19 protein-coding genes, 1 tRNA gene and 1 pseudogene are annotated in these 26,926 nt (G+C 59.8%); 7 read left to right on the top strand and 14 right to left on the bottom strand.

Annotated elements, in window-relative coordinates; translation table 11 throughout:
- Window positions 1–16: 16 nt before the first annotated feature.
- Both glyA and FHJ80_RS02815 read right to left on the bottom strand, forming a co-directional pair.
- Window positions 17–1,330: a serine hydroxymethyltransferase gene (glyA, locus tag FHJ80_RS02820; RefSeq protein WP_139525519.1), complete on the bottom strand. Its 1,314-nt coding sequence runs from the start codon at window positions 1,328–1,330 to the stop codon at window positions 17–19.
- A 383-nt stretch (window positions 1,331–1,713) separates the two neighbouring features.
- Window positions 1,714–2,820 carry a hybrid-cluster NAD(P)-dependent oxidoreductase gene (locus FHJ80_RS02815; protein ID WP_139525518.1) on the bottom strand — a complete coding sequence of 369 codons (1,107 nt, stop codon included), beginning with the start codon at window positions 2,818–2,820 and terminating at the stop codon, window positions 1,714–1,716.
- A 361-nt stretch (window positions 2,821–3,181) separates the two neighbouring features.
- Here FHJ80_RS02815 and FHJ80_RS02810 point away from each other — a divergent pair, with 361 nt between their 5' ends.
- Window positions 3,182–4,468 carry an aromatic ring-hydroxylating dioxygenase subunit alpha gene (locus FHJ80_RS02810; protein WP_139525517.1) on the top strand — a complete coding sequence of 429 codons (1,287 nt, stop codon included), beginning with the start codon at window positions 3,182–3,184 and terminating at the stop codon, window positions 4,466–4,468.
- A gap of 216 nt (window positions 4,469–4,684) precedes the next feature.
- Here the strand turns inward: FHJ80_RS02810 and fdhA are convergent, their stop codons facing one another.
- Window positions 4,685–5,875, bottom strand: a complete 1,191-nt coding sequence (gene fdhA, locus FHJ80_RS02805; protein ID WP_139525516.1) for a formaldehyde dehydrogenase, glutathione-independent — start codon at window positions 5,873–5,875, stop codon at window positions 4,685–4,687.
- Between the two features lie 243 nt (window positions 5,876–6,118).
- On the opposite strand from fdhA, the gene FHJ80_RS02800 reads away from it, so the two are divergent.
- The 3 genes from FHJ80_RS02800 to FHJ80_RS02790 all read left to right on the top strand — a co-directional run bounded on the left by FHJ80_RS02800 (window position 6,119) and on the right by FHJ80_RS02790 (window position 10,597).
- Window positions 6,119–7,699, top strand: coding sequence for a BCCT family transporter (locus tag FHJ80_RS02800; protein WP_139525515.1), 1,581 nt, complete (start codon window positions 6,119–6,121; stop codon window positions 7,697–7,699).
- A 166-nt stretch (window positions 7,700–7,865) separates the two neighbouring features.
- Window positions 7,866–9,611, top strand: coding sequence for a sodium:solute symporter (locus FHJ80_RS02795; protein ID WP_139525514.1), 1,746 nt, complete (start codon window positions 7,866–7,868; stop codon window positions 9,609–9,611).
- A gap of 98 nt (window positions 9,612–9,709) precedes the next feature.
- Entirely contained in the window at window positions 9,710–10,597 is an 888-nt protein-coding gene (locus FHJ80_RS02790) for a DMT family transporter (protein WP_139525513.1), read from the top strand.
- A gap of 77 nt (window positions 10,598–10,674) precedes the next feature.
- On the opposite strand, the gene FHJ80_RS02785 is transcribed toward FHJ80_RS02790, so the two are convergent.
- From FHJ80_RS02785 to FHJ80_RS02755, 7 genes are all read right to left on the bottom strand, one after another.
- Window positions 10,675–11,505: an electron transfer flavoprotein subunit beta gene (locus tag FHJ80_RS02785; RefSeq protein WP_139525512.1), complete on the bottom strand. Its 831-nt coding sequence runs from the start codon at window positions 11,503–11,505 to the stop codon at window positions 10,675–10,677.
- The gene (locus tag FHJ80_RS02780) at window positions 11,495–12,763 is read right to left on the bottom strand and encodes an electron transfer flavoprotein subunit alpha/FixB family protein (RefSeq protein WP_139525511.1); all 1,269 of its coding nucleotides are present in this window, start codon (window positions 12,761–12,763) and stop codon (window positions 11,495–11,497) included. The genes FHJ80_RS02785 and FHJ80_RS02780 overlap by 11 nt, the downstream gene beginning before the upstream one ends.
- Window positions 12,760–14,763 (bottom strand): (Fe-S)-binding protein, encoded by a 2,004-nt coding sequence (locus FHJ80_RS02775; protein WP_139525510.1) that lies wholly within the window; start codon window positions 14,761–14,763, stop codon window positions 12,760–12,762. The genes FHJ80_RS02780 and FHJ80_RS02775 overlap by 4 nt, the downstream gene beginning before the upstream one ends.
- A gap of 200 nt (window positions 14,764–14,963) precedes the next feature.
- A complete protein-coding gene (gene dgcA, locus FHJ80_RS02770) occupies window positions 14,964–17,036 on the bottom strand; it encodes a dimethylglycine demethylation protein DgcA (protein WP_139525509.1) in 2,073 nt (690 codons plus the stop codon).
- 23 nt (window positions 17,037–17,059) lie between these two features.
- On the bottom strand, window positions 17,060–17,605 hold the full coding sequence (locus FHJ80_RS02765) for a DUF5943 domain-containing protein (RefSeq protein WP_139525508.1): 546 nt from the start codon (window positions 17,603–17,605) through the stop codon (window positions 17,060–17,062).
- Between the two features lie 179 nt (window positions 17,606–17,784).
- Entirely contained in the window at window positions 17,785–18,762 is a 978-nt protein-coding gene (locus FHJ80_RS02760; protein WP_139525507.1) for a dipeptidase, read from the bottom strand.
- 231 nt (window positions 18,763–18,993) lie between these two features.
- Window positions 18,994–20,136 (bottom strand): GlxA family transcriptional regulator, encoded by a 1,143-nt coding sequence (locus FHJ80_RS02755; protein ID WP_139525506.1) that lies wholly within the window; start codon window positions 20,134–20,136, stop codon window positions 18,994–18,996.
- A gap of 599 nt (window positions 20,137–20,735) precedes the next feature.
- Here FHJ80_RS02755 and FHJ80_RS02750 point away from each other — a divergent pair.
- Together FHJ80_RS02750 and FHJ80_RS02745 are read left to right on the top strand one after the other, a co-directional pair.
- Complete coding sequence (locus FHJ80_RS02750; RefSeq protein WP_139525673.1) at window positions 20,736–21,995, top strand: M20/M25/M40 family metallo-hydrolase; 1,260 nt, start codon at window positions 20,736–20,738, stop codon at window positions 21,993–21,995.
- 389 nt (window positions 21,996–22,384) lie between these two features.
- A complete protein-coding gene (locus FHJ80_RS02745) occupies window positions 22,385–22,588 on the top strand; it encodes a hypothetical protein (RefSeq protein WP_139525505.1) in 204 nt (67 codons plus the stop codon).
- A gap of 419 nt (window positions 22,589–23,007) precedes the next feature.
- Here FHJ80_RS02745 and FHJ80_RS02740 read toward each other — a convergent pair whose 3' ends face one another.
- Entirely contained in the window at window positions 23,008–23,694 is a 687-nt protein-coding gene (locus FHJ80_RS02740) for a type 1 glutamine amidotransferase domain-containing protein (protein WP_139525504.1), read from the bottom strand.
- Window positions 23,695–24,193: 499 nt separating this feature from the next.
- Between FHJ80_RS02740 and FHJ80_RS02735 the strand changes: the two genes are divergently transcribed.
- Window positions 24,194–24,973 (top strand): CLCA_X family protein, encoded by a 780-nt coding sequence (locus tag FHJ80_RS02735; protein ID WP_139525503.1) that lies wholly within the window; start codon window positions 24,194–24,196, stop codon window positions 24,971–24,973.
- A 137-nt stretch (window positions 24,974–25,110) separates the two neighbouring features.
- Here FHJ80_RS02735 and FHJ80_RS02730 read toward each other — a convergent pair.
- The 3 genes and pseudogenes from FHJ80_RS02730 to FHJ80_RS02720 form a co-directional block, all read right to left on the bottom strand.
- Window positions 25,111–25,946: pseudogene (locus tag FHJ80_RS02730) on the bottom strand (diguanylate cyclase).
- A gap of 269 nt (window positions 25,947–26,215) precedes the next feature.
- Window positions 26,216–26,303: transfer RNA gene (locus FHJ80_RS02725), tRNA-Ser, on the bottom strand.
- Window positions 26,304–26,394: 91 nt separating this feature from the next.
- Window positions 26,395–26,901, bottom strand: a complete 507-nt coding sequence (locus FHJ80_RS02720; RefSeq protein WP_139525502.1) for a YiiD C-terminal domain-containing protein — start codon at window positions 26,899–26,901, stop codon at window positions 26,395–26,397.
- Window positions 26,902–26,926 lie beyond the last annotated feature (25 nt).

Raw genomic sequence — 26,926 nt, 5'->3', positions numbered from 1 at the left:
CTGCCGGCAAGCCGATTCAAGCAATGGATTCGACGGATTCAGTAACGGCAGCGCCATACACCGGGTGACGAGCACACACCTCGGCCACGTTGGCACGCACCCGGCTTTCGATATGAGTGGTATCCACGCCGGCGGCCAGCTCATCGAGAATGTCGCAAATCCATTCCGCAAGTTCGGCACACTCGTCGGCATCGAATCCGCGCGTAGTGACTGCGGGCGTGCCAATACGCAAGCCAGAGGTCACGAAGGGGCTTTGCGGATCGTTGGGAACGGTGTTTTTATTGACCGTAATGTGCGCACGACCCAATGCCGCATCCGCGTCTTTACCGGTGATGCCCTGGCGAATCAGCGACACGAGGAAGAGATGGTCGTCGGTGCCGCCAGACACCACGTCGTAGCCGCGCTCGACGAATACGGCCGCCATCGCTTTGGCGTTATCGATCACCTTCTGCTGGTAGCGCACGAAGTCCTGATTCATCGCCTCTTTGAAGGCCACGGCCTTGGCCGCGATCACGTGCATGAGTGGGCCGCCTTGCTGGCCGGGAAAGACGGCGCCATTGAGCTTCTTGTAGAGCGACTCGTCACCGTCTGCCGAGAGAATCAGCCCGCCGCGGGGGCCGCGTAGCGTCTTGTGGGTCGTCGTGGTCACGACGTGAGCGTAGGGCACGGGACTGGGATACAAACCTGCCGCGACCAGACCCGCCACGTGGGCCATATCGACCATCAGGTAGGCGCCCACTTCGTCGGCGATGGCACGAAAACGCCGCCAGTCGACCACGCGGGAGTAGGCCGAGAAGCCTGCGATGATCATCTTGGGGCGGTGCTCGCGGGCCAAGCGCTCCATCTCTTCGTAATCGATCTCGCCGGTCTCCGGTTTGAGACCATACTGCACGGCGTTGTAGTGCTTGCCGGAGAAGTTGGGCGCGGCACCGTGGGTCAGGTGGCCGCCGTGGGCTAGGCTCATGCCCAGCACGGTATCGCCCGGAGAGACCAGGGCCATGAAGACCGCGGCGTTGGCCTGGGCGCCGGAGTGCGGCTGAACGTTGGCGTAGTTGGCGCTGAACAGATCACAGGCACGCTCGATGGCGAGCGCTTCGACTTTATCGACGTATTCGCAGCCACCGTAGTAGCGGCGGCCCGGGTACCCCTCCGCGTACTTATTGGTGAGCTGAGACCCCTGGGCCTCCATGACGACCTTGCTGGTGTAGTTTTCGGAGGCGATCAATTCGATATGCGCTTCCTGGCGTGCCGTTTCTTCGGCCATGGCTTCGGCGAGCAGCGTATCGTACTGGGCTAATCGGGCACGGGGGGAAAAATTATTCTGAAGCATCATCGCCTCCTCATTCGTCACTTGTTATTCACTATCATGCAGTGCGTTCAATACTGATAAGCCTTTGGCCACCATGGGCTAGAGCGCTATCACGTGTTGTTACGGCGATACTATCGCTGGTTGGTACCGCCAAGATGCTTACCGACGTCACCAGGGGATGCATTTGCGACATGCTCGGCATTTAGCCAGACGAGCTGCATTGGCCCCTACACAACGTCTTTTCCAGCGCCTTTTACGCAGTGGGCACCCCCACCTCGAACGTCGCCAACACGCCAATTCCCGGCCACTCCCCGCCTTCGCCAGGCTCGTAAAACAAGCAAAACGCCCCGAACGGTCAGTAGCCGTTCAGGGCGTTAGAAACACGCTAAAGCGTCGCGTGATGGTTAGAAATCGACCACTAAATTGCCTTTCGGGCGACTGCAGCACGACAAGATATACCCCTCTTCGACATCCTCCTCGGTGATACCGCCGTTATGCTCCATCTCGACGGAGCCGGACTTGAGCGCCACCCGACAGGTGCCGCAAATACCCATACCGCACGCCTTGGGAATGTGTAGACCGAGCTTCGCGGCCGCTTCATGAACCGTCTCACTGGGTTGGATACGAACGCTTTTCCCGGAGCTGGCGAACTCGATACTATGTAGCTCGCTGGTGTCGATCTGCTCGGCCGCGACCTCGGCCTGCTCGGCAAGCTCGAGCACCTCTTCGCGCACCTCCACCGGCGTGGCACCGAACGACTCTTCGTGGTAGTGGTTCATGTCGAAGCCGTTGGCACGAAGAATATTCTTGATGGCATTCATGTAGGGCGTCGGGCCACAGCAGAAAATCTCTCGCTCCATGAAGTCCGGCACGATGAGTTCGAACAGCGGCTTGGTCAGGTAGCCACGGTAACCGGCCCAGGCTTCACCGATATCGTCTTTGTTCTCACAAATGATGTGCAGCTTGAATTCAGGAATGCGCGAGAACATGTGCACCAGCTCGCGATGGTAGATGACATCGCGAGGCGCGCGGGCGCTGTGTACGAACTCGACGTCGACGCTGGCGTTGGTATCGAACAGCCAGCGGGTCATGGACATCAGCGGGGTGATGCCCACACCGCCGGAGAGGAACAGGACTTTCTCGGCGGGAAAATCGATGGAGTTGAAGTTACCGACCGGCCCGTGCACCACCAACTCATCACCCACCCTCAGGTTGGCGTGCAGCCAGTTGGAGACCTTGCCACCCGGCACCTGCTTGACGGTGATGGAAAAACTATAGGGAATGGAGGGCGAGCTGGAGATCGTATACGAGCGCATGACGGGCTGGCCGTCGATCTCTAGCTCGAGCGTGACGAACTGACCGGGCTTGAAGAAGAACATCACCGGCTGCTCGGCCATGAAGCAGAACGTACGCACGTCCTGCGTTTCCTGTATCACCTTGACGCAGCGCACCTGGTGACGGCCGTTGGTCCAGGTTTGGGTCGTGACCGGATTGAAAAAATTGGTTGTCATTATCGCCTCTGCCTGACCGGCCTTCATCGCTATGCATCACCGGATCGTGTCGCTGCACGACCAGTACCGTTGACGAGCATTCTGGGGATGCCCAACCCAGCAGACTTACCTGACAGCGACGCGCACTTACCTCGCGCCACTCTCTCTCGTTTAGAAATCACTTTTTTAGTCGCCACTGCGTCACCGTATGTCGCGGCTGGATAACTCGCCTACTGACGTCTGCAACACAATCAGCCACAGACATCGCACCACAGTCGAACAAAACGCCAGGTTACGCAGCACAACAACAAGACAAACGATCTTGACTAACGGCCGACTCGCAGCCCTCAACAGGAAAGCGGTGGTTCACGAGGATACTGGTATGCAGAAAAGTGTGTTGAATATGATGGAAGACCCGCTGGCAGCGGCACGCGAGGCAACGGCCCAAATGCTGCGAACTCGCGAGACGACCTATTCGCTCCCGCAGCCGTTTTACAACGATGCCCGGCTGTTTGCGCTCGACATGCAAGAAGTGTTCGAGAAAGAGTGGCTGTTTGCGGGCATGACCTGCGAAATTCCCGCCAAGGGCAACTTCATGACCCTGGACATCGGCGATAACCCAATCGTCATCGTCCGTGGCGACGGCGGCACCATTCACGCCTTTCACAACGTCTGCCGCCATCGCGGCTCGCGTCTGTGTTTGAAAGAAAAAGGCAAGGTCGCCAAGCTGGTCTGCCCCTACCACCAGTGGACGTACGAGCTCGACGGCCGCCTGCTGTTCGCAGGCAGCGAAATGGGCAGCCAGTTCGATCTCAAACAGTTCGGCCTCAAGCCGGTCCACGCAGAGACGGCGGGTGGCTTCATCTTCATCAACCTGAGCGAACAACCGCCCGCGTTCGATGAGTTCCTCGCCACCCTGGACCACTACCTCGAACCCTACCAGATGGATAACGTCAAGGTGGCCGTCGAGTCCACCATCGTCGAGCAGGCCAACTGGAAGCTGGTGATCGAAAACAACCGCGAGTGCTACCACTGCAACGGGTCGCACCCTGAGCTACTCAACTCGCTGCAGGAGTTCGACGATACCGATGACCCCCGCGCCACCCCCGCCTACAAGGCGCTGGTGGCCAAGAAGCAGGCGGACTGGGATGCCGAGCGCGTTCCCTATCAGCTAAAGCGGCATGGCAAGCGCAATCGCCTCACCCGCACACCGCTGCTGGACGGTATCGTCTCCATGACCATGGATGGCAAACCGGGTAGCCAGAAGCTGATGGGACGCCTACAAAGCCCCGACATGGGCTCGCTGCGCATTCTGCATCTTCCCAACTCCTGGAACCACTTCATGGGCGACCACGCGGTGGTGTTCCGCGTGCTGCCCATTGGCCCTCAGCAAACCATGGTGACCACCAAGTGGCTGGTGCACAAAGATGCGGTCGAGGGGGTCGACTACGATCCCGAGCGGCTGCGCCAAGTATGGGATGCCACCAACGACCAGGATCGCCAGCTGGCGGAAGAGAACCAGCGTGGTATCAATTCCAAGGCCTACCAGCCCGGCCCGTACTCGGAAACCTACGAATTCGGCGTGATCGACTTCGTCAACTGGTATGCCGCGCGCCTGCTAGAGAATCTCGAAAACGACCAGCCGTCGCTCAAGCTCGCCCAGGGTTGATCAATAGGCGTGAGCCACACGGCCCCCAGCAGCTGGCCCGCAAACGCGGGCCAGCTTTTTTGATGGGCACTCAGCAACTCTCTCAGCAACTCTCTCAACGGCCTCGATACGCGCTAAGGAAAGAGTGCCGGACTCACACCATCCACGACAAAAACGGCACTCCGTGGAGTGCCGTTCGTGATCGTTGCCTTAGCCGATGCTATGGCGTTGCTGCGATCAAGCCACGCTGCCGTGGGGATCGATGACGAATTTCTTGGCCGCACCGCCATCGAAATCGGCATAGCCCTGGGGCGCCTGATCCAGATTGATCATCTGTACGTTGACCGCATCGGCGATCTTGACCTTGCCGAAGAGGATCGCCTGCATCAGCGGACGGTGATACTGCATCACCGGGCACTGCCCCGTATGGAAGCTGTGGGACTTGGCCCAGCCGAGGCCAAAGCGCATGCTCAAAGCCCCCTGCTTGGCCGCCTCGTCAGCCGCGCCTGGATCTTCGGTCACGTACAGACCGGGAATACCGATCTGCCCGCCCGCACGGGTCAGCGACATGGCCGAGTTGAGCACCGTGGCGGGCGCCTCTTTGCCGTGGTTACAGCCGCAGGCGTGGGCTTCGAACCCCACGCAGTCGACGAAGGCATCGACCTCTCGCTCGCCGAGAATCGCCTCGATCTTGTCGGCCATGTCACCGTCTTGGGTCAAGTCGAGGGTTTCACAGCCAAAGCTGCGGGCTTGAGCCAGACGCTCTTCGATCATATCACCGACGATCACGCAGGCTGCGCCCAGCAGTTGAGCGGACACCGCAGCGGCCAGTCCCACCGGGCCCGCGCCAGCGATATAGACGGTACTGCCCGGTCCGACGCCGGCCGTTACGCAGCCGTGAAAACCGGTAGGGAAGATATCGGAGAGCAGGGTCAGATCCTTGATCTTCTCCATGGCCTGATCGGCATCCGGGAACTTCAGCAGGTTGAAGTCGGCATAGGGCACCATGACGTACTCCGTCTGGCCGCCTACCCAACCGCCCATGTCCACGTACCCATAGGCAGCGCCTGGACGCGACGGATTGACGTTGAGGCAGATGCCGGTCTTGCCGGATTTACAGTTACGACAGCGGCCGCAAGCGATATTGAACGGCACAGACACCAAGTCGCCCGGCTTGATGAACTCGACGTCGCGACCGGTCTCGATCACCAGCCCGGTGATTTCGTGTCCCAACACCAGGCCCGCAGGCGCCGTCGTGCGCCCCCTAACCATGTGCTGGTCACTGCCACAGATGTTGGTAGTCACGACTTTAAGAATGACACCGTGCTCACATTTGCGATTCCCCAGCGCAAGCTCAGGATATGCAATAGATTCGACGGCGACTTCACCTGGGCCCTTATAGACGACTCCGCGATTGGCTGCACTCATGGATGACTCCTGTCGCTGCTTGTTGTTGTGCATAGCGTGAATGGCGCTTTTTCACACTATCCCTTCGCCACCCCGAGACTTGCTCCAAAAAGGCATCCACATGTCTATTCGAGACATGCCCGCCAGGATGAATAGGTAGAGGTCGCTTTCGAGATACTTCCCGCTGCGAACACGCTTAACAATTTCTGACGTCGGCGGTGCCCATCCTGCCTGACGTACTAAAACAACCTAAAAGGAAACGCGATGAACAACGACGATGATCCCGTTCTGTCGCCTGGACAGGACAACACACAGATACTGGGGTTGGACTTCCATAACCCCGTCTTCCCACTCTCCGCTCTCGCCATCCTGCTCTTCATTATCTATGCGCTGGTCTATCCAGACGCCGCGAACGCACAATTGGGTCTCGCCAAGAACTGGTCGATCGAGCATTTCGACTGGCTCTTCATGGTGGCGGGTAACGTTTTCGTGGTCTTCTGCCTGATACTGATCTGCTTACCCCTCGGCCGAATTCGCTTGGGCGGCAAAGATGCCAAACCGGAGTACTCACGCACCTCCTGGTTTGCCATGTTGTTCGCAGCGGGCATGGGGATCGGCCTGATGTTCTGGAGCGTCGCCGAACCGGTGGCCTATTACACCGACTGGTACGGCACCCCCCTTAACGCGCCCGCGGGCACGCCGGAGGGCGCCAGCGCCGCCATGGGCGCGACCATGTTCCACTGGGGACTACATCCGTGGGCCATCTATGCCGTCGTCGCGCTTTCGCTGGCGTTTTTTGCCTATAACAAAGGACTGCCGCTGACGCTGCGCTCCGCCTTTTACCCCATTCTGGGCGAGCGTACCCGCGGCTGGGCTGGCCATGTCATCGACATTCTCGCCGTACTGGCCACCATCTTCGGATTGGCGACCTCGCTCGGGTTTGGCGCGACCCAGGCGGCAGGAGGCCTCGCTTACCTGTTCGACGTGCCCAATACCATTGGCACCCAGCTGGCGATCATCGTCGTGGTCACGGTCATCGCGCTGATCTCGGTATGGCGGGGCATCGATGGCGGCGTCAAGCTGTTTTCCAACATCAACATGGTCATTGCGGCGGCGCTACTGCTGTTCGTGGTCGTCGCGGGCCCGACCCTGATGATCCTGACGGGTATCGGCACCACCGCAGTGGACTACGCCAGCTATCTTCTGCCGCTGTCGAACTGGATCGGCCGCGAGGATGACACCTGGTACCACGGCTGGACCATCTTCTACTGGGCGTGGTGGATCTCCTGGTCACCGTTCGTCGGCATGTTCATCGCTCGCGTCTCCAAGGGACGTACAGTTCGTGAGTTTTTGATTGCGGTACTGTTAGTGCCCACGCTGGTCACGCTGGTCTGGATGAGCACCTTTGGCGGCACGGCGCTCTCGCAAGCGACCAACGGGGTCGGCGAGCTGGCCAACGGGATCAGTGACGTTTCGCTTGCCATGTTCCATATGCTGGAGCAGTTGCCCCTGACCAGTATCACTTCGACGATGGCCATCGTGCTGGTGCTGGTGTTCTTCATCACCTCATCGGACTCCGGCTCATTGGTCATCGACAACATCACAGCAGGCGGCAAGACCGACGCGCCCAGGAGCCAGCGTGTCTTTTGGGCCACGCTGGAGGGTGTCATTGCAGGCGCCCTGCTCTATGGTGGAGGAAGTACTGCCCTCACGGCACTGCAGGCGGGTGCAGTCGCCACCGGGCTCCCCTTCACCATCGTGCTGCTGCTGATGTGCTTCAGCCTCTACAAAGGACTTCACAAAGAGTGGAAACAGACGCAAGCGGTGCCTAACGCCGCCGTCTGATCGGGTCAAGTCACCGCCAACGACGGGGCGCCATGCAGATGGCGCCCCGTTCGTTTTGCGGACAGCGTGTCGTGATTTCGGCACTATAGGACGCTAGTGGCTATGAGACGCCAAAACACGCGCGGCACTATAACGACACAACATCAACGACTTCATGGCGACCCTCATGATCTACACCATCGCAATACTGCTAAGCCTGGTCGGCTATTTCGTAATCGGCCACCTGGCCGGACGTCGCGTCAAGGGGCTGGACGACTATCTGGTCGCTGGCCGCAATGCGCCTACTTTCTTCATCCTCGGCACCCTAGTGGCCAGCTACCTGAGCACCAGCGCCTTTCTGGGCGAAACGGGGTTTGCTTACCAAGGTTACCCCTTCGTGATGCTGATCTTTGCGGCGGTCAGCACCTCGGGCTGCCTGCTGGGGGCGCTGGTGTTCGGCCGCTACCTGCGCCGCAGCGGCGCGCGCACCGTGCCGGAGTTCTTCGGCAAGCGATTTGCCTCGCGCCGGGTACAGGCCATCGCCGGTCTCACCACGATCATCGGCCTTGGCGCTTACCTGCTGGGCGTGATGCAAGGCGCGGGCATCATGTTCGCCGAACTGACTGGCATGCCCTACTGGGTGGGGCTGGTGCTGGTATGGGCGACCTATACCGGTTTCATTCTCTACTCCGGCTCGCCGGGGGTGATGCTCACCGATACCATCATGTTCGTGATCTTCTCGCTGGCCGCCGTGGGCGGGTCGCTGTATGTCATCCAGGATCTAGGCGGCTGGAGCGGGGTCGTCGAGGGGCTGCTGATCCAGACCGACAAACCGGGCATTGCGCTTTGGCATGGGGTGGTCGACGGGCCGGAGGCCAGCTTCTCTTCTCCTGGCGAGGCGCTGGTCTGGGGCCTCACCCTGGGACTCGTATGGGCGGCAGTGCTGGCGGCAAGTCCCTGGCAGTCCAGCCGCTATCTGATGGCCCGCAACGAGCATGTCGTCATGCGCTCGGCCATGCTCACCGCCGTGGCGCTGGCCGTGTTCTACGCGCTGATGATGATGACCGGCGCCGCGATCAACCTTTACGACGCGACGCTCGATCCAGAGCGTTCGATGGTCTGGGTGGCGCTCAACGTGCTGCCGACCTGGCTGGGGGTGGTCATTCTGACCGGAGTATTCGCCGCAGGGCTCTCCTCCTGCTCGACCTTTCTATCGATCATTGGCTTCAGCCTCTCCAACGACATTCTGCCCGCCTCGACGGATGAGCGGACGGCCATGCGCAAGAGCCGCATCGCGGTGCTCGCGGCTGGGTTGATCGCGCTGCTGCTGGCCCTGTTTCAGCCCCCCGCCGTCATGTCGGTGGTGTGGTTCGCGGCGACCCTGTTTGCCTCCTCCTGGGGGCCGGTGGCGCTGATGAGCATCTGGAGCCGTCGCATCACCGCGGCGGGCGCAAGCTGGGGCTTGGTCGTAGGCTTTGCCGGTAATGTCGCGCTCTCGTTGATGGTGCAGGCCGAATGGATTAGCCTGCCCGTCTACCTGCATCCGGTGCTGCTCAGCACGCTCTTGGCCCTGGTGGCCATCGCACTGGCCTCGCGTTTGACCCAGGTGAGCCCGGCCGAGTCGGCGTATCGGGCCTTCCTGCACGAATTCGATGCCAGCACCATGAGCGGCTGGGTATCCGGCACCCGCTGGATCGCCCTATGCACCATGCTCTCGGGCGTGGCCATCGGCGTGTTTCTGTGGCAGCAGTACGCCGCCATACTGGCGGGGGTCGCCGAACGCTTTGCGCTCCCCAACGGCGCGGTTCAGGGCGGTTATCTGCTGGCCATCGGCTGCGGCAGCATGCTGCTGATCGCGGGTGCCGTGGGCGCCTGGGTGGTGCGCGACCGCCACGCAAAGAGCCCGGCGATAGCGGGCCACCCCAGCCAGTGACGACCTCCATGAGGCCGCTCGCCTCATCGGCCTGAGGTCGTCCATCGCCCGCCTACTCGGCGGGCGCTTCACTTCATGACTCACAAGGAGATGAGATCATGCAGCTCAGCACCTATCAACGCGGCCTGCTCATCGTGGTACTCGGTGTGGTATTTCTCAGTTTCGACGGTCTGCTGATCCGGCTCGCCGCCACCGACGGCTGGACCGTCATCTTCTGGCGCGGCCTGTTGATGTTCTGCGTACTGGGGCTCATATGCACTGTCGGCCAGCGGCTGACGGCCTTGAGACGGCACCCCGTTGCGTCACTGGCTTCGACCGTGCTGCTGGGCCTGATCTCCAGCCTGTTCGTGCTGGCGGTGATGAACGCGAGCGTTGCCAACGTGGTGGTGATTCTCAGCACCGCGCCGCTGTTCGCCGCCGTGTTCTCACGGATGTTCCTGGGAGAGAGGGTCGCCCGGCACACGCTGGCGGCCATCGTGGCCTGCATGCTGGGCATGAGTCTGGTCTTCATGGGCCACGGCGCCCACGGAATGCTGCTGGGTAACCTGTACGCCCTGGCAGCCTCCGCCGCCATCGGTGGCAACCTGACGCTGCTGCGCCGTTTTCCAGCCGTCGATACCATGACGGTGGTCGCCGGTGGTGGGCTGCTATCCGCCGCGGTGGCACTCTCCATGGCCACGCCGCTGGCCCTCGATGCCCAGCGCTACGGCGTACTGGCCTTGATGGGGCTAGTGCAAATGCCCTTGGCGACGGTACTGATCAACAGCGCCACTCGCTACCTGCCCTCCACCGAAGTGGCGCTATTCTATCTGGTCGAAACCGCCCTGGGCACGGCGTGGGTGTGGTGGTTACTGGGCGAAGCGCCCAGCGTCTCGACGCTGATCGGTGGCGGCGTGGTGATCCTGGTGCTAGTGCTGCACGCCTGGATAGGCCTTCGCCTCGAACGCCAGCGGCTACGGATATCTCCCGCCTTTTGCGCCAAGTAGCCAACGCCCCCACATGCGCACGCAATGAAAAGCCCGCGGGAGTGCGGGCTTGGTAGGTAACGCTAGAGGAATAGACGTCAGCGTAGCACCTCCTCCTCCTTGAGCAGCTTGTAGATCGCCTCGGCGCCCTGCTCAGGCGTCACGTCGGTGAGCACTTGGCCGCCCTTGCCCTCGGACTTGGCGGCCGCCGCCTTGAAGCGATCCCTGGCCGACGCCGCCTTGACGATCTTCAAACGCTTGGGCCGTTTACGGGCGGGGGTCAGGTGCCACTCGGCCAGTGCCGTATCGGCTTCGGGCTGGGTCGGCTCGACGGCCAGTTCCCCGCGCCGCGCCGGACCAAAGGCACTTTGACGCGCCACCGGCGCCGCCTCGTCCACGCTGATGATGGCCGGCAGGCGCACCTTGAGGCGACGACGCTGCCCGCGCGGCAGCGCCTGCAGCAGGGTCAGCACGCCGTTCTCCACGCTTTCGACGGCCGCCAAGCCGTTGATCAGCGGCCATCCCAGGCGTTCTGCCAGCGCGTAGGGCAACAGCCCAGAGCCCTCCCCGCGCTCCGCGCGGGTGCCGGTAATCACGAGCTGGGGGGACGCCGCCGTCAGGTGCTCGGCCAACGCTGGAATCGCGTCGCTGCCTTCGGGCTGCTCCAATAGAGTCATGGCATCGAGCCCCATCCCCAAGTAACCGCGCAGCGCGGCGTCGCTCTCATCGTCCTTCGGACCGGCATGCAAGACGCTTAGCCGCGCGCCCGGCTCCTCGCTCTGCATGGCCAGCGCCAGCTCCAGCCCGCGGGCATCCTGCTCGGCACGCCGCGGACGACCGGTGGTCGGGTGGCGACCAATGGAGACCAGCACCGCGATGCTCACCCCCTGCTGGGATGGCTGCTTCTGCTGCGTTGAATCAGGCCGCATCGCGCTCTCCTCCTCGCTGCCGTTCGACCATGGCCACCAGGGCGGCCAGAATCTGCGTACTATCACCAATGACGGCCAGATCGGCCCGCTTGATCATGTCGCACCCAGGATCGACGTTGACCGCCACCACCTTGTCGCAGCGCTGAATGCCCTGCAGGTGCTGGATCGCGCCTGAGATGCCGACGGCCATGTACACGCGGGCCGTGACCCAGGTGCCGGTCGCGCCTACCTGACGGTCGCGGGCCATGAAGCCATCGTCCACCGCCACCCGGGACGCCCCTTCGGTAGCACCGAGCACTTTGGCAGCGTGGTGGAAAGCCTCCCACTCTTTGACACCGTTGCCGCCGGAGAGAATGAACTCCGCCTCGGCCAGCGCCACGCCCGCCGGGTCCACGGCCACCTGCCCCAGATCCTCGATCCGCGACAGCGTGGTGGGAATCGACGCCGCCAGGCTCACCGGCTCCGCCGCGTGGCGCGTTTCGTCCACCGGCTCGGCGCATTCGGCCAGTGCCAGCGTGACGCGGGGTAGCGGACGCTGAATGTCCAGGCTGTCGGCGGCACCGCGTGCGGTACAGCGCCAGTCCAGCGAAGCGTTTGGATCGGTCTCGACCTGCCAAACGCCGGTGGCGGCGCGCTCGCCCAGGCGCACGGCCAGCCGCCGCCCCAGGTCGGCACCGCCCAGCGGCGAGTCCGGCAGCAGCCAGAAGCGCGGTGCCATCTCCCGTTCGACGGCGTTTAGCGCCGCCAAGCGCGCTTCGGGCGCGAACCCAGCGTAGTACTCATCGTCCAGATGCACGACCCGGTCGATACCGGCTTCACCCAGCGCTTCCTCTTTGTGCTCGCCAAACAGCACCGCCACGACCGCGCCAGGGCGCTCGGCGTCGGCATCCGCCAACCGCCGAGCCAGGCCCAACAGATCTTTGTCGTGGCCGGATAGGCGTCCGCCGGTCAGATCGGGCACCACGGCAACCAGGAAGGCCGGTTGCTCGATGGTCACCGGGCGACGGCTATCGCGGCTGGCCGCGGCGGCCGCCGTGGACGCCTCGCCCTGCTGGAGACCGCTGCGGTCGATACGCTTCACGCCATTGGGGCCGATGAAGCCGATGGCGTGGGGGTTCTTGCGCATCACACCGTTGGGGCCCAGCCACTCGCTGACAGCAGAGCCATTCATTTCGGACGCCACGCTGGCGTGCTCGGGGTGCAAGCGGTTGCGGGCAATCCATTCGCGACGCGGGTCGCGGCGAATGATCTCACTCATACGGTCACCTCCTCGGCGGGCGTGGTGGTAGCAGAGCGACGGGCCGCCTCGAGCGCAGGGTCAGTAGGGCGCTCGACCAGCGCATCCGCCACCAGTTCGGCAATGTCACGCACCTCGGCAGTGGCATCCACCACGCCTTCCAACATGGCGGTACACTGCGGGCAGCCCACCGCCACCAGCTCGGCACCGCTCTCTTTGACGTCGTTCATGCGCATGTCGGGAATACGCTGCTTGCCGGAAATATCGGTAATCGGCGCGCCGCCACCGCCGCCGCAGCAGCGCGAGCGGAAGCCGGAGCGCTGCATCTCCTTGAGCTCGATACCCAGTGCCTTGAGCACGTTGCGCGGGGCGTCGTATTCACCGTTGTAGCGCCCCAGGTAGCAGGGGTCGTGATAAGTGACGCGGCCGCCCTTCCAGGGCGCGAACGCCAACCGTCCGGCCTCATATAGCTCAGCAATGAACGTACTGTGGTGGCGAACATGATAGTGGCCGCCCAGCTCACCGTACTCGTTGCCCAGCACGTGGAAGCTGTGCGGGTCGCAGGTGACGATCTGCAGGAAGTGGTACTTGGACAGCGTGGCAATGTTGCGCTTGGCGAGTGACTGGAACGTGGCCTCGTCACCCAGACGACGCGCTACATCGCCGCTGTCGCGCTCTTCAGCACCCAGTACAGCGAAGTCCACCTCGGCGGCACGCAGCACTTTCACCAGCGCACGCAGGGTACGCTGATTGCGCATGTCGAAGGCGCCATCCCCCAGCCACAGCAGCACGTCGACCTGCTTGAGATCGGCCATCAGCGGCAAGTTGAGATCCGCCGCCCAGTGCAGCCGCGAGCCTGGATCGAAACCGCCGGGGTTGTCGGTGGCAATCAGATTGTCGAGCACCTCGGCGCCTTTGTTGGGCGTCTTGCCCCGCTCCAGCGTCAGGTGGCGGCGCATATCGACGATGGCATCGACGTGCTCGATCATCATCGGGCACTCTTCGACACAGGCGCGACAGGTGGTGCAGGACCATAGGGTCTCGGCATCGACGAGCGCCTTGCCCTCCAGCGCCACGATGGGCGAATGGGGCGCACCCGCATGTTCACCCACGGGTTTTCCCGGGTAGGGAGAACCGACATAGCCCGCGTCGCTGCCCCCGGCCATGCCCACCACCATGTCCTGAATCAATTTCTTGGGGTTGAGCGGCTGGCCCGCGGCAAACGCCGGACATACCGCTTCACAGCGGCCGCACTGGACGCAGGCGTCGAAGCCCAGCAGCTGATTCCAGGTAAAGTCGACGGGCTTTTCCACACCCAGCGGCGCCTTGGCATCGTCGAGATTCAGCGCTTTGAGGCCCGTCGAGCGGCCGTTGCCACCCTTGTGCGTCGAGAAGCGTTCGGCACGGCGGTGGAAAGCCAGGTGCAAGGCTCCCGCAAACGCGTGCTTCATCGGCCCGCCCCAGGTCATGCCGAAGAACATCTCACCCAGCCCCCAGGCGATGACGCCCGCCAGCACCAGCGCCAACAGCCAGCCGCCACTGCTTTCCAGCAGCCCTTCGGGCAGTAGGGCCACCGTGGGCAGAGTGATCAGGAAAACGCCCAGCGAAAATGCCATGAGGCTTTTTGGCAGGCGCATCCAGGGCCCCTTGGAGAGCCGCGTGGGTGGATCGAGCCGCCGACGCGCCACGAAGAGGCTGCCGATGAACATCGAGGTGCTGGCCAGGAGCAGTAATCCGCCCAGCACGGGGTTGGCGACCCCAAGACCGTGCACCAGGATCATTAGCACGGCAGCGGCCACGAAGCCACCGGCGGTGGCCACGTGGGTGTTGGAGATCATCTTGTCACGCCCCACCACATGGTGCAGATCCACCAAGTAGCGGCGCGGCATTGCGATCAGACCCTTGAGCAGATCGACCTTCGCCGGGCGTCCCTGGCGCCAGAGACGCACGCGGCGCACGGCGCCGATGACGGCCAGGGCCAAAGCGCTAAAAATCAGTATCGGCAAGAGCGTGTCGAGCATGGTACTCACCTCATCTTTCGCGGCGGGGCTGCTCCGGCGGCAGACCTCGGCGAGGGCGCTGTCAACCCATCCCTGGGCGCTACTTTCGACATATGACCGCCATGGATGGCGGAAATGCCGTAAACGTACGGAACTGTTTTACGGTCCTGTCAAAAGACCCTCGCTACGGTCTTCCACCGGCGCCCCGGCTCTCGCTCGGGTCAAAAATCCTTGCAGATTCGCAGGGCATCGTAGATGGCCGCGTGGGTATTACGCGGTGCCGTGCAGTCGCCCAGGCGGAACAGCAGGAAGCCATCCCCCTCTTCGCTCAGGCAGGGCTGAGGCTGAATCGCATAGAGCGCCTCAAGATCCACCTGCCCTTTATTGCGAGACTGCTCCTTGAGGGCGTAGTAGAGCGACTCATCGGGGCGCACGCCGTTCTCGACGACCACTTGATCCACCACGCGCTCTTCCAGGGCGCCGGTGTACTCGTTTTCGAGCACCGCCACCAGGCTGCCGCCCTCGCGGTAGACCTTATGCAGCATCAGGTCGGAGGACATGATCACCTCCTTCTCGTAGAGGCTGCGGTAGTAGGTCGGGAAGGTGGTGCCGCCCACCGCTGCGCCGGGCTTGATGTCGTCGGTGACGATCTCCACCTTGGCGCCCTTGTCGGCCAAATAGTCGGCCGCCGAGACGCCGGAGAATTCGCAGATGGCGTCATAGATCAGCACGTTCTTGCCCGGTTCGACCTTACCGGAAAGGATGTCCCAGGTACTGACCACCAGGCTTTCCTCGGGATTGTCCGAGTAGCCCCACTCGGGGTGCTGGCTCAGGAACGGCTGACCGCCGGTGGCCAAAACGACGATGTCCGGGCGCAAATCGAGCAGCGTTGCCTCGTCGGCGCGGGTACCGAGGCGCAGATCGACCTTGAGACGCGCCAGTTCGAGCTGATACCAGCGGGTGATACCGGCAATCTGATCGCGCTGCGGCGCCTGGGCGGCAATGGTGATCTGGCCACCCAGGGCGTCCGCCGCTTCGAACAGCGTGACATCGTGACCGCGCTCCGCCGCCACCCGCGCCGCTTCCATACCGCCAGGGCCACCACCGATCACGACGACCTTACGCTTGGCGCCCTCGCTCTTCTCGATGATGTGCGGCAGTCCCATGTACTCCCGCGAGGTCGCCGCGTTCTGGATACACAGCACGTCCAGGCCTTGGTACTGGCGGTCGATGCAGTAGTTGGCGCCGACGCACTGCTTGATCTGGTCGACCTGCCCCATTTTGATCTTGGCGATCAGGTGGGGATCGGCGATGTGGGCGCGCGTCATGCCGACCAGATCGACATAGCCCCCTTCGAGGATACGCTGCGCCTGGTTGGGATCCTTGATGTTCTGGGCATGGATCACCGGCACGCTGACCACTTCCTTGATGCCCGCCGCCAAGTGGAGGAAAGGCTCCGGCGGGTAGGACATGTTGGGAATGACGTTGGCCAGGGTATTGTGGGTGTCGCAGCCGGAACCGATGACGCCGAAGAAGTCGACTTGGCCGGTGGCGTCGTAGTAGGCGGCGATCTGCTTCATGTCATCGTGAGAAAGACCGTCGGGATGGAACTCGTCGCCGCAGATACGCATGCCGACGCAGAAGTCGTCACCCACTTCGGCGCGTACCGCCTTGAGCACTTCCATACCGAAGCGCATGCGGTTTTCGAAGCTACCGCCCCACTCGTCGGTACGCTTGTTGACTCTCGGACTCCAGAACTGGTCGATCAGGTGCTGGTGCACGGCCGACAGTTCGACCCCGTCGAGGCCGCCCTCTTTCGCTCGGCGCGCGGCCTGGGCGAAGTCGCCGATGATGCGCCAGATCTCTTCGACTTCGATGGTTTTACAAGTAGAGCGGTGCACCGGCTCACGGATACCGGAGGGTGAGACCAGCGTCGACCAGTCGAAACCGTCCCAGCGGGAGCGGCGGCCCATGTGGGTAATCTGGATCATGATCTTGCCGCCATGCTTGTGCACGGCATCGGCAAGGTTCTGAAAGTGCGGAATGATGCGGTCGGTGGAGAGGTTCACCGAGCTCCACCAGCCCTGGGGACTGTCGATGGAGACCACCGAGGAGCCGCCGCAGATACATAGACCGCAGCCGCCTTTGGCCTTCTCCTCGTAGTACTTGACGTAACGCTCGGTGGTCATGCCGCCGTCGGTGGCGTGCACTTCGGCGTGGGCGGTGCTGACCACGCGGTTACGGATCGTCAGTTTGCCGATTTCGATCGGCTGAAAAATTGCGTCGAATGCCATGTGCGTCTCTCCTCTACCTCTGGCTATCGGGCGGCGTCGTTCAGCGGCTGGACGGTAAAGAGCCCAACGTCACAGCCCTCTTCGGCAGCACTTTGGGTCTGCTCGGCCACGGTGCGCAGCGAGCTTCCCCGCGCGGCGAGGATTTGATCCATGGCACCAGCAAACCAGCCAGTGAACATGTACTCCTCTTTTTTACCGGTCTTGCCGAGTTGGTAAACGAACGCGCTATGCTCGAGACGCACCTGGGCGGTACCCGAGTCGAGATCGATCTGCTCGGTCAGGAAAAGCCCCCAACCGCGCTGAGAGAGACGATTCATGTAGTGCTCGAAGACGGCCTCGCCCTCGATACCATGGCATTCGGCCTCTTTTTCGCACCAGTGCCAGGCGCTCTTGTAACCAGCGTGATAGAGAATCTCGGCGTACTTCTCGGCACCCAGCGCCTCTTCGATGGCCACGTGGTTGTTGATGAAAAAGTGACGCGGCACATACAGCATCGGCAGGGCATCGCTCGTCCAAACGCCGGTTTCGCTATCGACTTCGATGGGCAGTGCGGGGGCCAGTTTGGTCACGGTTATATTCCTCGAATCTTTGTTATGTCAGGTTATCGACGGGGCTACCCCGGGAACATGCCTACGAGGAGGCGCTATGAATCCATCCCTGGACGCTACCGACGCCATCCCTGGCGTCGGACCTCCTCTACGGCATGCTCCCGGCGCCCCTCGCTTCGGAGGCAGTCATCTGCTCGGCGTCAGGCGCCCCAGACGTCCTTGAGCACGCGCACCCAGTTCTCGCCCATGATCTTGCGCACCTGTTTTTCGCTCATGCCGCGCTTGAGCAGCGCCTCGGTGAGATTGGGGAACTCTCCCACGGTGCGGATTCCTTCGGGATTGATGATCTTGCCAAAGTCCGTCAGGCGGCGTGCGTAGCCCTTGTCGTGGGTCAGCCACTCGAAGAACTCCTGACCGTGTCCCTGGGTGAAGTCGGTACCAATGCCGATGGCGTCTTCACCGACGATATTCATGATGTACTCGATGGCCTCGCAGTAATCATCGATGGTCGAGTCGACGCCTTTCTTGAGGAACGGGGTGAACATGGTGACGCCGACGAAACCGCCGTGATCGGCGATGAACTTCAGCTCTGCGTCGGACTTGTTGCGGGGATGCTCTTTCAAGCCCGAGGGCAGGCAGTGGGAGTAGCAGACGGGCTTTTTGGACTCGAGGATGACTTCCTCGGAGGTCTTGGCGCCGACGTGAGAAAGGTCGCACATCATGCCCACACGGTTCATCTCGGCCACGATCTCGCGGCCAAAACCGGACAGGCCACCGTCGCGCTCATAGCAACCGGTACCGACCAAATTCTGGGTGTTGTAACACATCTGCACGATGCCCACGCCCAGCTGCTTGAAGATCTCGACATAGCCGATCTGGTCTTCGAAGGCATGGGCATTCTGGAAACCGAAGATGATCCCGGTCTTGCCCTCCTCCTTAGCGCGGGTGATGTCGGCGGTGGTGCGCACCGGGCGCACCAGGTCGCTACACTCTGCCATCAGCTGATTGGATTTGACGATGTTGTCGACCGTGGCCTGAAACCCCTCCCACACCGAGACGGTGCAGTTGGCAGCGGTCAAACCGCCGCGACGCATGTCTTCGAGCAGTTCGCGGTTCCATTTGGCGATGATCAATCCATCGATGACGATGGCGTCATCGTGCAGTTCAGAGGGGGTCATGGCTAAGCTCCAACATGGGTGAATGAAGCGAGCATAGCGCCGACGCTGGGCAGGGCGACGCTTGGAAACGACCGTGGAAATTCCAAAAGCGTCATTCTGTCGCTAAAACGACGCAGCCCGATTCCCCGCCAACAGAGCAACAGCCGACCGGCCAAAGGGGAGCCGTGCCCATAAAAAAAACGTGCCGCTCTCAGTAAGCGGCACGTTTTAAAGGGACCTTCACACGTCACATCAGCTCAATACCGGTACGCTAGCAAAGGTGGGCTCCCCCTGAGCGTAGGCCAACGCCTGCTGGGCACTCGACAACGGCTCGTTCTTGTAAGGCTTGATTCCCCACCGCTTGATCAGAGACGCAGATTTATCGGGGTGGCCCTCCTGGCGGTCGGAGACACCGAGGCGCTCGTTGCGGGGCGGCACGCCAAAGTACTCTCGATAGCATTTCGAAAAGTGCGGCGTAGAGACGAAGCCGCAGACCGACGCAATTTCGATGATCGACAACGGCGTTTGCTTGAGCAGCTGTCTCGCCCGGGTCAACCGCAGCTTGAGATAGTAGCGGGAAGGTGAACAGAGCAGATAGCGTTGAAAAAGCCGCTCTAACTGGCGCCGTGAGACGCCTACGTAGCTCGCCAATTCGTTGAGTTCGATAGGCTCTTCTAGATTGGCTTCCATAAGCGCCACGATTTCCAACAGCTTGGGCTGAGTCGTCCCCAGCACATGCTTGAGGGGCACGCGCTGCTGATCCTGCTCGTTACGCACGCGCTCGTAGATGAACATTTCGGAGATACCCGCCGACAGCTCTTTGCCATGGTCGTGAGCAATCAGGTTGAGCATCATATCGAGCGGGGCGGTACCTCCTGAGGCCGTGAACCGATCGCGATCGATAGAGAACAGGTGCGGGGTCAGAATCACATTAGGGAACGCCTCCTGCATGGAGGGCAAGCACTCCCAATGCACGCTGGTTTCGTAATGATCCAGCAGCCCCGCCTGGCCCAATGCCCAACTGCCCGTGCATACCGAGCCAAGCCGCTTCACCTGACGCGCCTGTGCCTGCAGCCAGCGGAGGTGTTCACGGGTCACACTATGCTGTGGGCCCACTCCGCCACACACGACGACCCACTCGAGCGACAGCGGCGTATGAATGGAAGCGTCTGGCGTCACCTGCAAGCCGTCACTGGCACGCACCGGCAGGCCATCCTGGGTCAGCGTGTACCAGCGATAAAGCTCACGACCGGCCAACTGGTTGGCCATACGCAGTGGATCGATGGCGGATGCCAGCGAAATCAGGGTGAAATTGTCCAACAGCAGAAAGCCAAGGGTCTGTGGTTCGCACGCACGGTTAGTCGTGGCCGAGTCTTTTACTGAATGTGATGTCATGGTCCTACCCTCACTCACCTTTTTAAACCATTCGTCTTTTTTATTAGAGTTTTTTGGTATCCCTGGCGTTTCATAGCCTCCCCTGATGCAGTATGCCTGAATGCTAACTCATCCAAGGGGGCGTCTTGCTCCGTCGTCGTATACTGGCACGAATAGAGCGGTTAGAGACAAGACTATTACACTCATCTGCTCGCAAAAGTCGCAAATAACATGTTGTAAGTCGCATTGGGACCTCTAGAGGTGTATTGAGCGAAAAAATGTTAGTTCCAGACTTGAGGATGAAACGCTGATAGAGGCGCGCACTGAAGGTCGCCTTGTGTAGACCGCGGAAGGTTAGCCCTCGTCATCGCTGACTAATACGTTGAATTAATTACTTTTAAGAATATTCATATCGATAAAAATTGCCATTCAGGTATCCATGGACAGTAGCCACTGATACCGCCAGCATGACGTGCCCTAGCCGTTCATGCTGATGAGCAATTGACCAGCGACCCAAATGATACTTAATCAACTAACTTCAAGTACTGGCGAACGCTATACAGCCAGCCACAATCTGGCAGACTAGTGTGTTTATACCCCCTCAGAAGTGAGTAAGCATGATGAGCGATACCGCAAAACCCTGGACGCAACCGATGCCCGATGCGCAGTTCAAACTGATGCGCGACATTTTGGCGGCCCCCAGCCCAGTGGGCTTGGAAGGCGCGATGACCTACGGCGTACTAAAGCCCTACTTCGAGAGCTTCGCGCCCAGCGACTGGCACCTGCACCAGTTCAAAGGCAACGCAGGCGTGGTGCTAGACACGCATCCGGGCCGCGATGACATGTTCAAGTTGATGATCATCGGCCACGCAGACAAAATCCGTATGCAAGTTCGTTCGATTGGCGAAGACGGCAAGGTCTGGATCAACACCGACTCTTTCTTGCCCGGCGTATTAATCGGCCATGAAGTCACGCTGTTCAGCGAAGATCCAAACGCCCCAGGCCACTACCGCAGCATCGAAGGCGGCACAGTAGAAGCACTCGGCGCTATCCACTTTTCTGATCCCGCTCAGCGCGATGGCAGCAAAGGGATCAAAAAGGAACAGATCTATCTTGACCTGCAAATCCACGGCGAGAACAAAAAGCAGCAGGTACTGAACCTAGGCGTGCGTCCAGGCGACTCGATTATCTTCAACCGCCCTATTCGCTCTGGCTTTAGCCCGAACACCTTCTACGGTGCCTATTTGGATAACGGTTTGGGATGTTTCGTGACGGCAGAAGTGGCGCGCTTGATCGCCGAAGCGGGCGGCACCGACAACGTACGGGTGATGTTTGCCATCGCCAGCTACGAGGAAATCGGCCGTTTCGGTAGCCGCGTGCTGGCTGGTGAGCTCAAGCCCGATGCGCTCATTGGCGTGGACGTGAATCACGACTATGTGGCCGCCCCTGGCATCGGCGACAAGCGCATGCAGCCGCTGGAAATGGGTAAAGGGTTTACGCTGTCGGTGGGCTCGATTGCCAGTGAACAGCTCAACCGTATCATTGCCAGCGCTGCCAAAGAGCAAGACATCCCCATGCAGCGGGATATCGTGGGGGTGGATACCGGCACCGATGGCATGGCTGGCGTTCTGGCCTCCATCGATAGCGCAGCAACGTCTATGGGGTTCCCAATCCGCAACATGCACACTATTTCGGAAACCGGTAACACCCATGACGTGCTGGCGGCAATTCACGCGCTACACCACACCATTAAAACGCTGGATACCCTGCCCAATCCCAAGCAGGCATTTTTGGATAATCATCCGCGTCTCGATCAAGCCAGCCCACTAACCCATCAAGGCAGCGCCAAACCTGAGAACGATGACGAAAAATCCGCTTGATCCCTATAAAAAAACCCCGGCCATTGCTGGCCGGGGTAGTAGTAATTCCTCCGTAATCCTTCTTCACGAACCTCCTGTTCGTGCATCCCTGGTCTGACAAGCGTTCCATGCTTGCTCTCGCTCCTTAACACCTCTCCCTGTGTTGCTACTTACCTTGAACCTTCTATGTGTCAAAAACATTAACCTGAGATAGAAAATAGCGCACTTTTGATAAATTTTACCTTTTGGCATACCGAGCCCCCTTCAGGCGCGCAGCATGCTTTTCTTAGCGCTTTACCAGGCGACCGCCTATACTTTTTCTGCATCCATCGTGATGTTTCTCTACACGGACGTTACCACGCCTGAACCCATTCATTCCCTAGCGGTAGGAGGTCAGCGTGAGACATATCATGATCAGTTCGACCGTCCACGGTGTGGATATCATGTGCCGCCACTGCGGCAATGCAGAATCCGCCACCACATCGTACCTCAATCGGTTCCGGTTGGAAGGCACCGGTAAGGACAGCGTGCTGCTTCGCTGTTTGAGTTGCCAAACGTCGGTGTCGGCCCCCATGAGCCAGCTAAGCGCTCTGTTCTATCACTACGCCTGTTAATGGCTTAGATGAACTCGAGCACACAAGTACGGCTCGCAAAAAAAACCCCGACCATCGCTGGCCGGGGTTTCATCAGGTCCTCCCTAATCTTACATCACGAACGTCCTGTTCATGCTTCCTTGTGCGCCGCAAGCACTCCCTACTTGCACTTCCTTGTAACGCCTTCCTTGCGTTATGTGCACACAGTGCGCCCTATAAAGCTCGAGTTATCTAACCTGGGATATGAAACGCGAAAAGTTTTTCGTTTCGTGCGCGCACCATCTACGCGTGCTTACGCAGGTAGGCATCAAAAACGTCCCACGCTTCGCTGGGTACTCATCGATGAGTGAGACCGCGATGCTTTAACGGCCGATGGGCTGCTTACCTACGCAAAAGGCGGGCTCGAAGGCCCGCCTTGTCGATGGCATTACGTCAGCGTACTAGCGTGTGAACCACGCCATGAGCGCCTCTGCCGTAGGAGCAGAAGACGGCGGGTTTTGGCCGGTGATCAACTGACCGTCCTCGCGTACGTAGGGTGTAAAGATATCGGCTTTGCTGTAGATACCACCACATTTCTGTAGCGCATCTTCTACTAAATGCGGTACGACATTAGTGAGACCCACCGCCTCTTCTTCACCATTAGTAAAACCGGTCACTTGACGACCTTTCACCAGCGGCTCGCCGCTTACGTCTTTGGCATTCACCAGCACGATAGGTGCATGGCATACCGACGCCACCGGTTTACCTTGGGCGATGAAAGTTTCGATCAAATGGATAGAGTCTTCATCGTCCACCAAATCCCATAACGGCCCATGGCCACCAGGGTAAAACACCGCGTCGAAATCGTCTGCGCTCATGTCGCTCAGGCGATGCGTGTTCGCCAATTCGGCTTTAGCTGTCTCGTCTTGCTGAAAGCGTCGGGTTTCGTCGGTTTGGCTCTCTTCCGCATCGCTTTTGGGGTCCAGCGGCGGTTGCCCACCTTTAGGTGAAGCAAGCGTTATGTCAGCGCCCGCATCTTTGAAGACGTAGTAAGGTGCCGCCAGCTCTTCCAGCCAAAAGCCGGTTTTCTCTCCTGTATCACCTAGCTGATCGTGCGAGGTCAACACCATTAGAATACGCTTACTCATCTCGATGCTCCTATTGGTCACGCATGGGATAGCATTTGCACTCCTAGGGCTACTTTGGGGCGCTCATCGAGGCTTACAAGCCCTACCTCCTGATATTGTATAGCAAATTCATCGCGAACAAACGAAAAGTAACTCTTTGTTTTATATAAATTAAACGACATAAATCATCATTTCGTACCATTCAGGTACAATAAATATACAATTTAATCTTGTACATTATTTATCCCTAACCTATAGTTTGAAGGGTCGGGGGCAGGGATACCGCGGCACAAAGGAATGTACGCTAAGGAATAGCGACACCAAGCTCACGGAAAAGAGCGTGCTCAGGAAGAGCCATGTAAAGCCACGGAAGGAGCTAGCCAAGGAAGAGCTAAGCGATGACCATGGAAGGCAAGGTACTAGAAGCATCGGTGCTTAAAAAAGCGTCCTCAGTTTTGAGGGCGCTTTTTCATGGGTGAAAGGTAGCTAACGCTATGATTTCCACCGACATAGGTGATACGTGAGCTTTCATGAACGACCATTTTTTCGGAACGGCCCTACACATCGCGCAGACTCCGCCAGTAGCTTTGGCGCAATTCGCCGCCAATTTGACTTCCGCTCTATCGAAATTGGCCGCTGGGTAACGCGTGAAGAGCGCGATCGAGCGGCAGCGCTGTTTCATGATGCGCTCTGCGACCTCATGCTCATTTTACAAGGCAACGAAACGCTGATTTCACTTAGAGGCGCACTAGCGCTGCAGTACGGCACCGGTGGGCGTCCTGGCGTGTCGGCACACTATGATCCCAGCCAGCGTAGCTTTGCGCTTGCCAAAAACGCTGGCCCCGGCAGCATCGCTCATGAGTGGTTTCACGCATTTGACCACTACATTGCCCCCAAATGTTTTCAAGACCTGCCTAATAACGCCTTCGCCTCAGCCGCCTGGTTGACCAATGCCGCACCCATTTGCCACCCCCTCAACCAGCGATTACTCGCCTGTTTCCGGGCCATTCTGCTTCAACCGGACGGCCAGCAGCCTAGCGCACTATTTTTAAACGCTGCCGCAATGGACAAATCGCTGGGCCAGCTTTACTACAGCAAACCCGAAGAGATGTGCGCTCGCGCTTTCGAAGCTTTCGTTCAAGATGCTCCGATCAAAAACCACTTTTTGGTCAAAGGCACCCAGTGCTCTCCTGACGCCGAACGCGGCTTGTACCCGGTAGGTGAGCAGCGCGCAGCGATCAACCGCGCATTTAACCACTACTTCTCTAGCCTTGGCGCAGCGCTGAGCCTTGAGCAATAGCGATGTGCAAAATCTTTTGCTAGCGACTAGGCTGTAGGCTCACTTATTTCTCAGAGGACGAGAGCATGCCATCTACTACTACTATCGTGGTCGTCGTTGTCGTGGTTGCCGTGGTGATCTTTGGTTTTAGCGGTGGCCTACCGTTTTGACGCACCGGAGTATGCACGACCACGCTGTTTTTTCATCCGGTACATGTTTACATCGGCATGGCGAAGCAGTGTGTTGGCATCTTGGCCGTCTTCGGGATAGACGGCCACACCCACGCTGCAAGACGGCATATCCATGCAGAGTGTACTCACACTCTCGTTCGAGGATAACTCGTCAAGCAGTTGAGCCGCTTTTTCCATCGCGGCTTCTTTGGAGTGAAGATCGGTCAAGAGTACCGTGAATTCATCCCCACCCATGCGTGCCACCGTGTCGGTATCACGAACACAGCTACTCAAGCGCGGGCTATCTCACACAGCACGGCGTCTCCTGCCGCATGACCGTGCACATCGTTGATACTTTTAAAGTCATTCACATCCAAGAATAGAAGTGCCAAACGGGCTTGATAACGCCTAGCGGTAGTCAACGCCGAGGCTAGGCGGTCATAAAACAGCGAGCGATTGGTCAGCTTCGTCAACGGGTCGTGGTGTGCGAGAAAACGCAACTCCTCTTCCGCTTGAACTTGGGGGGTGATGTCGCGTGCGACGCCAATACGCACCTGCTCCTCCTCGGACCAGCGCGCAGACCATAATATATGCACCACGCTGCCACTCTTGTGCAGGTAGCGGTTACGAAAATCGAGATGAGGCTGTCCATTCATTACTCGCTTTATGGAAGCATGCGTCATCGCCACATCTTCTGGGTGCATATAGCGGGTAATTAGGGTGCCTATCAGCTCATCAGCGCGATACCCTAACAGCGACTCGCAGGCATCGCTGACGAATAGAATGCGATGCTCTGCATCTACCACGAACACGGTATCGAGCATCAGGTGAATCAGTTTGGGGTAAAGCGCCTGCAAATCGACGGTCATGGGCAGCCTGGCGGGGTGACTTTCTCCCGAGTATAGACGGATCAAGAGCTGTATGAGTACCGTCTGTCTCGACCCTTCCATCGAAATTAACACTATGAACTCGATGAAGTTTCCAGCCAACCTTGTTTCACGGAGATCTCACTAGAATGTTCCCAAAACCGCTCCCAAAGCCCAGAAACGACGAAGGGGAATCAACATAAGGTTGATTCCCCTTCTATATTTCGTGGCGGAGAGGGAGGGATTCGAACCCTCGAAGCCTTTCGACTTACACACTTTCCAGGCGTGCTCCTTCGACCACTCGGACACCTCTCCACATTGTTGCTCTGCCGTCGGGCGCTGCCTTTCTCAACAGAACGGCGCGTATTCTATGGCCTAAGCCGTGAAATAGCAAGCCTTTTCCTGATTAGGCATTGGGCAGCACGGCGTAGCGTCCGTGGGCTTCTAAACAGAGTGCATCACCGCAGTAGAGCTGATGGGTCAATTCGATACTGCCTTTGCCTCGCTCGTTGAGTTTGTCGGCAAGCTGGACAGGGCCCTCCGGATGGCTGGGCGTGCAGATGAGGCGATAGTCCCTTGTGACCGGAGCAAGAAACCGTTGGTCGGCCTCGGCGACCACCACGTCTTGCGCTCTGCCCTGCTGACGAAGCCACAGAGTGACCCAACACCAGCCTTGCAGCGTGGTTTGCGCGGTCAGTGCTCCGCCGAAGCCAGTGCCTTTGTCATTGAGATTAGGCGTAAGCGCCAGTTGCCACGTGAGCGCGCCATTGGCTTGACTCATATGGGTAATACCCAGCGCCTCTACCATAGGGATGGCGGCCTCTAGCCAACGTTGGAAAGCCTGAAGATCCTCCTCCCCGTCTGGTAACGGCAAACGAGGGTATGGCATACCCGGCTGACGCGTATGGCGCATGTTGCTCTCCTTCATCGCTAGGCGG

This window comes from Halomonas sp. BL6 (assembly GCF_006228115.1).
Lineage (GTDB): Bacteria > Pseudomonadota > Gammaproteobacteria > Pseudomonadales > Halomonadaceae > Vreelandella > Vreelandella piezotolerans.
Note: the sequence above shows the minus strand (reverse complement) of the source record. Positions and strands in the feature narration are given on the sequence as shown.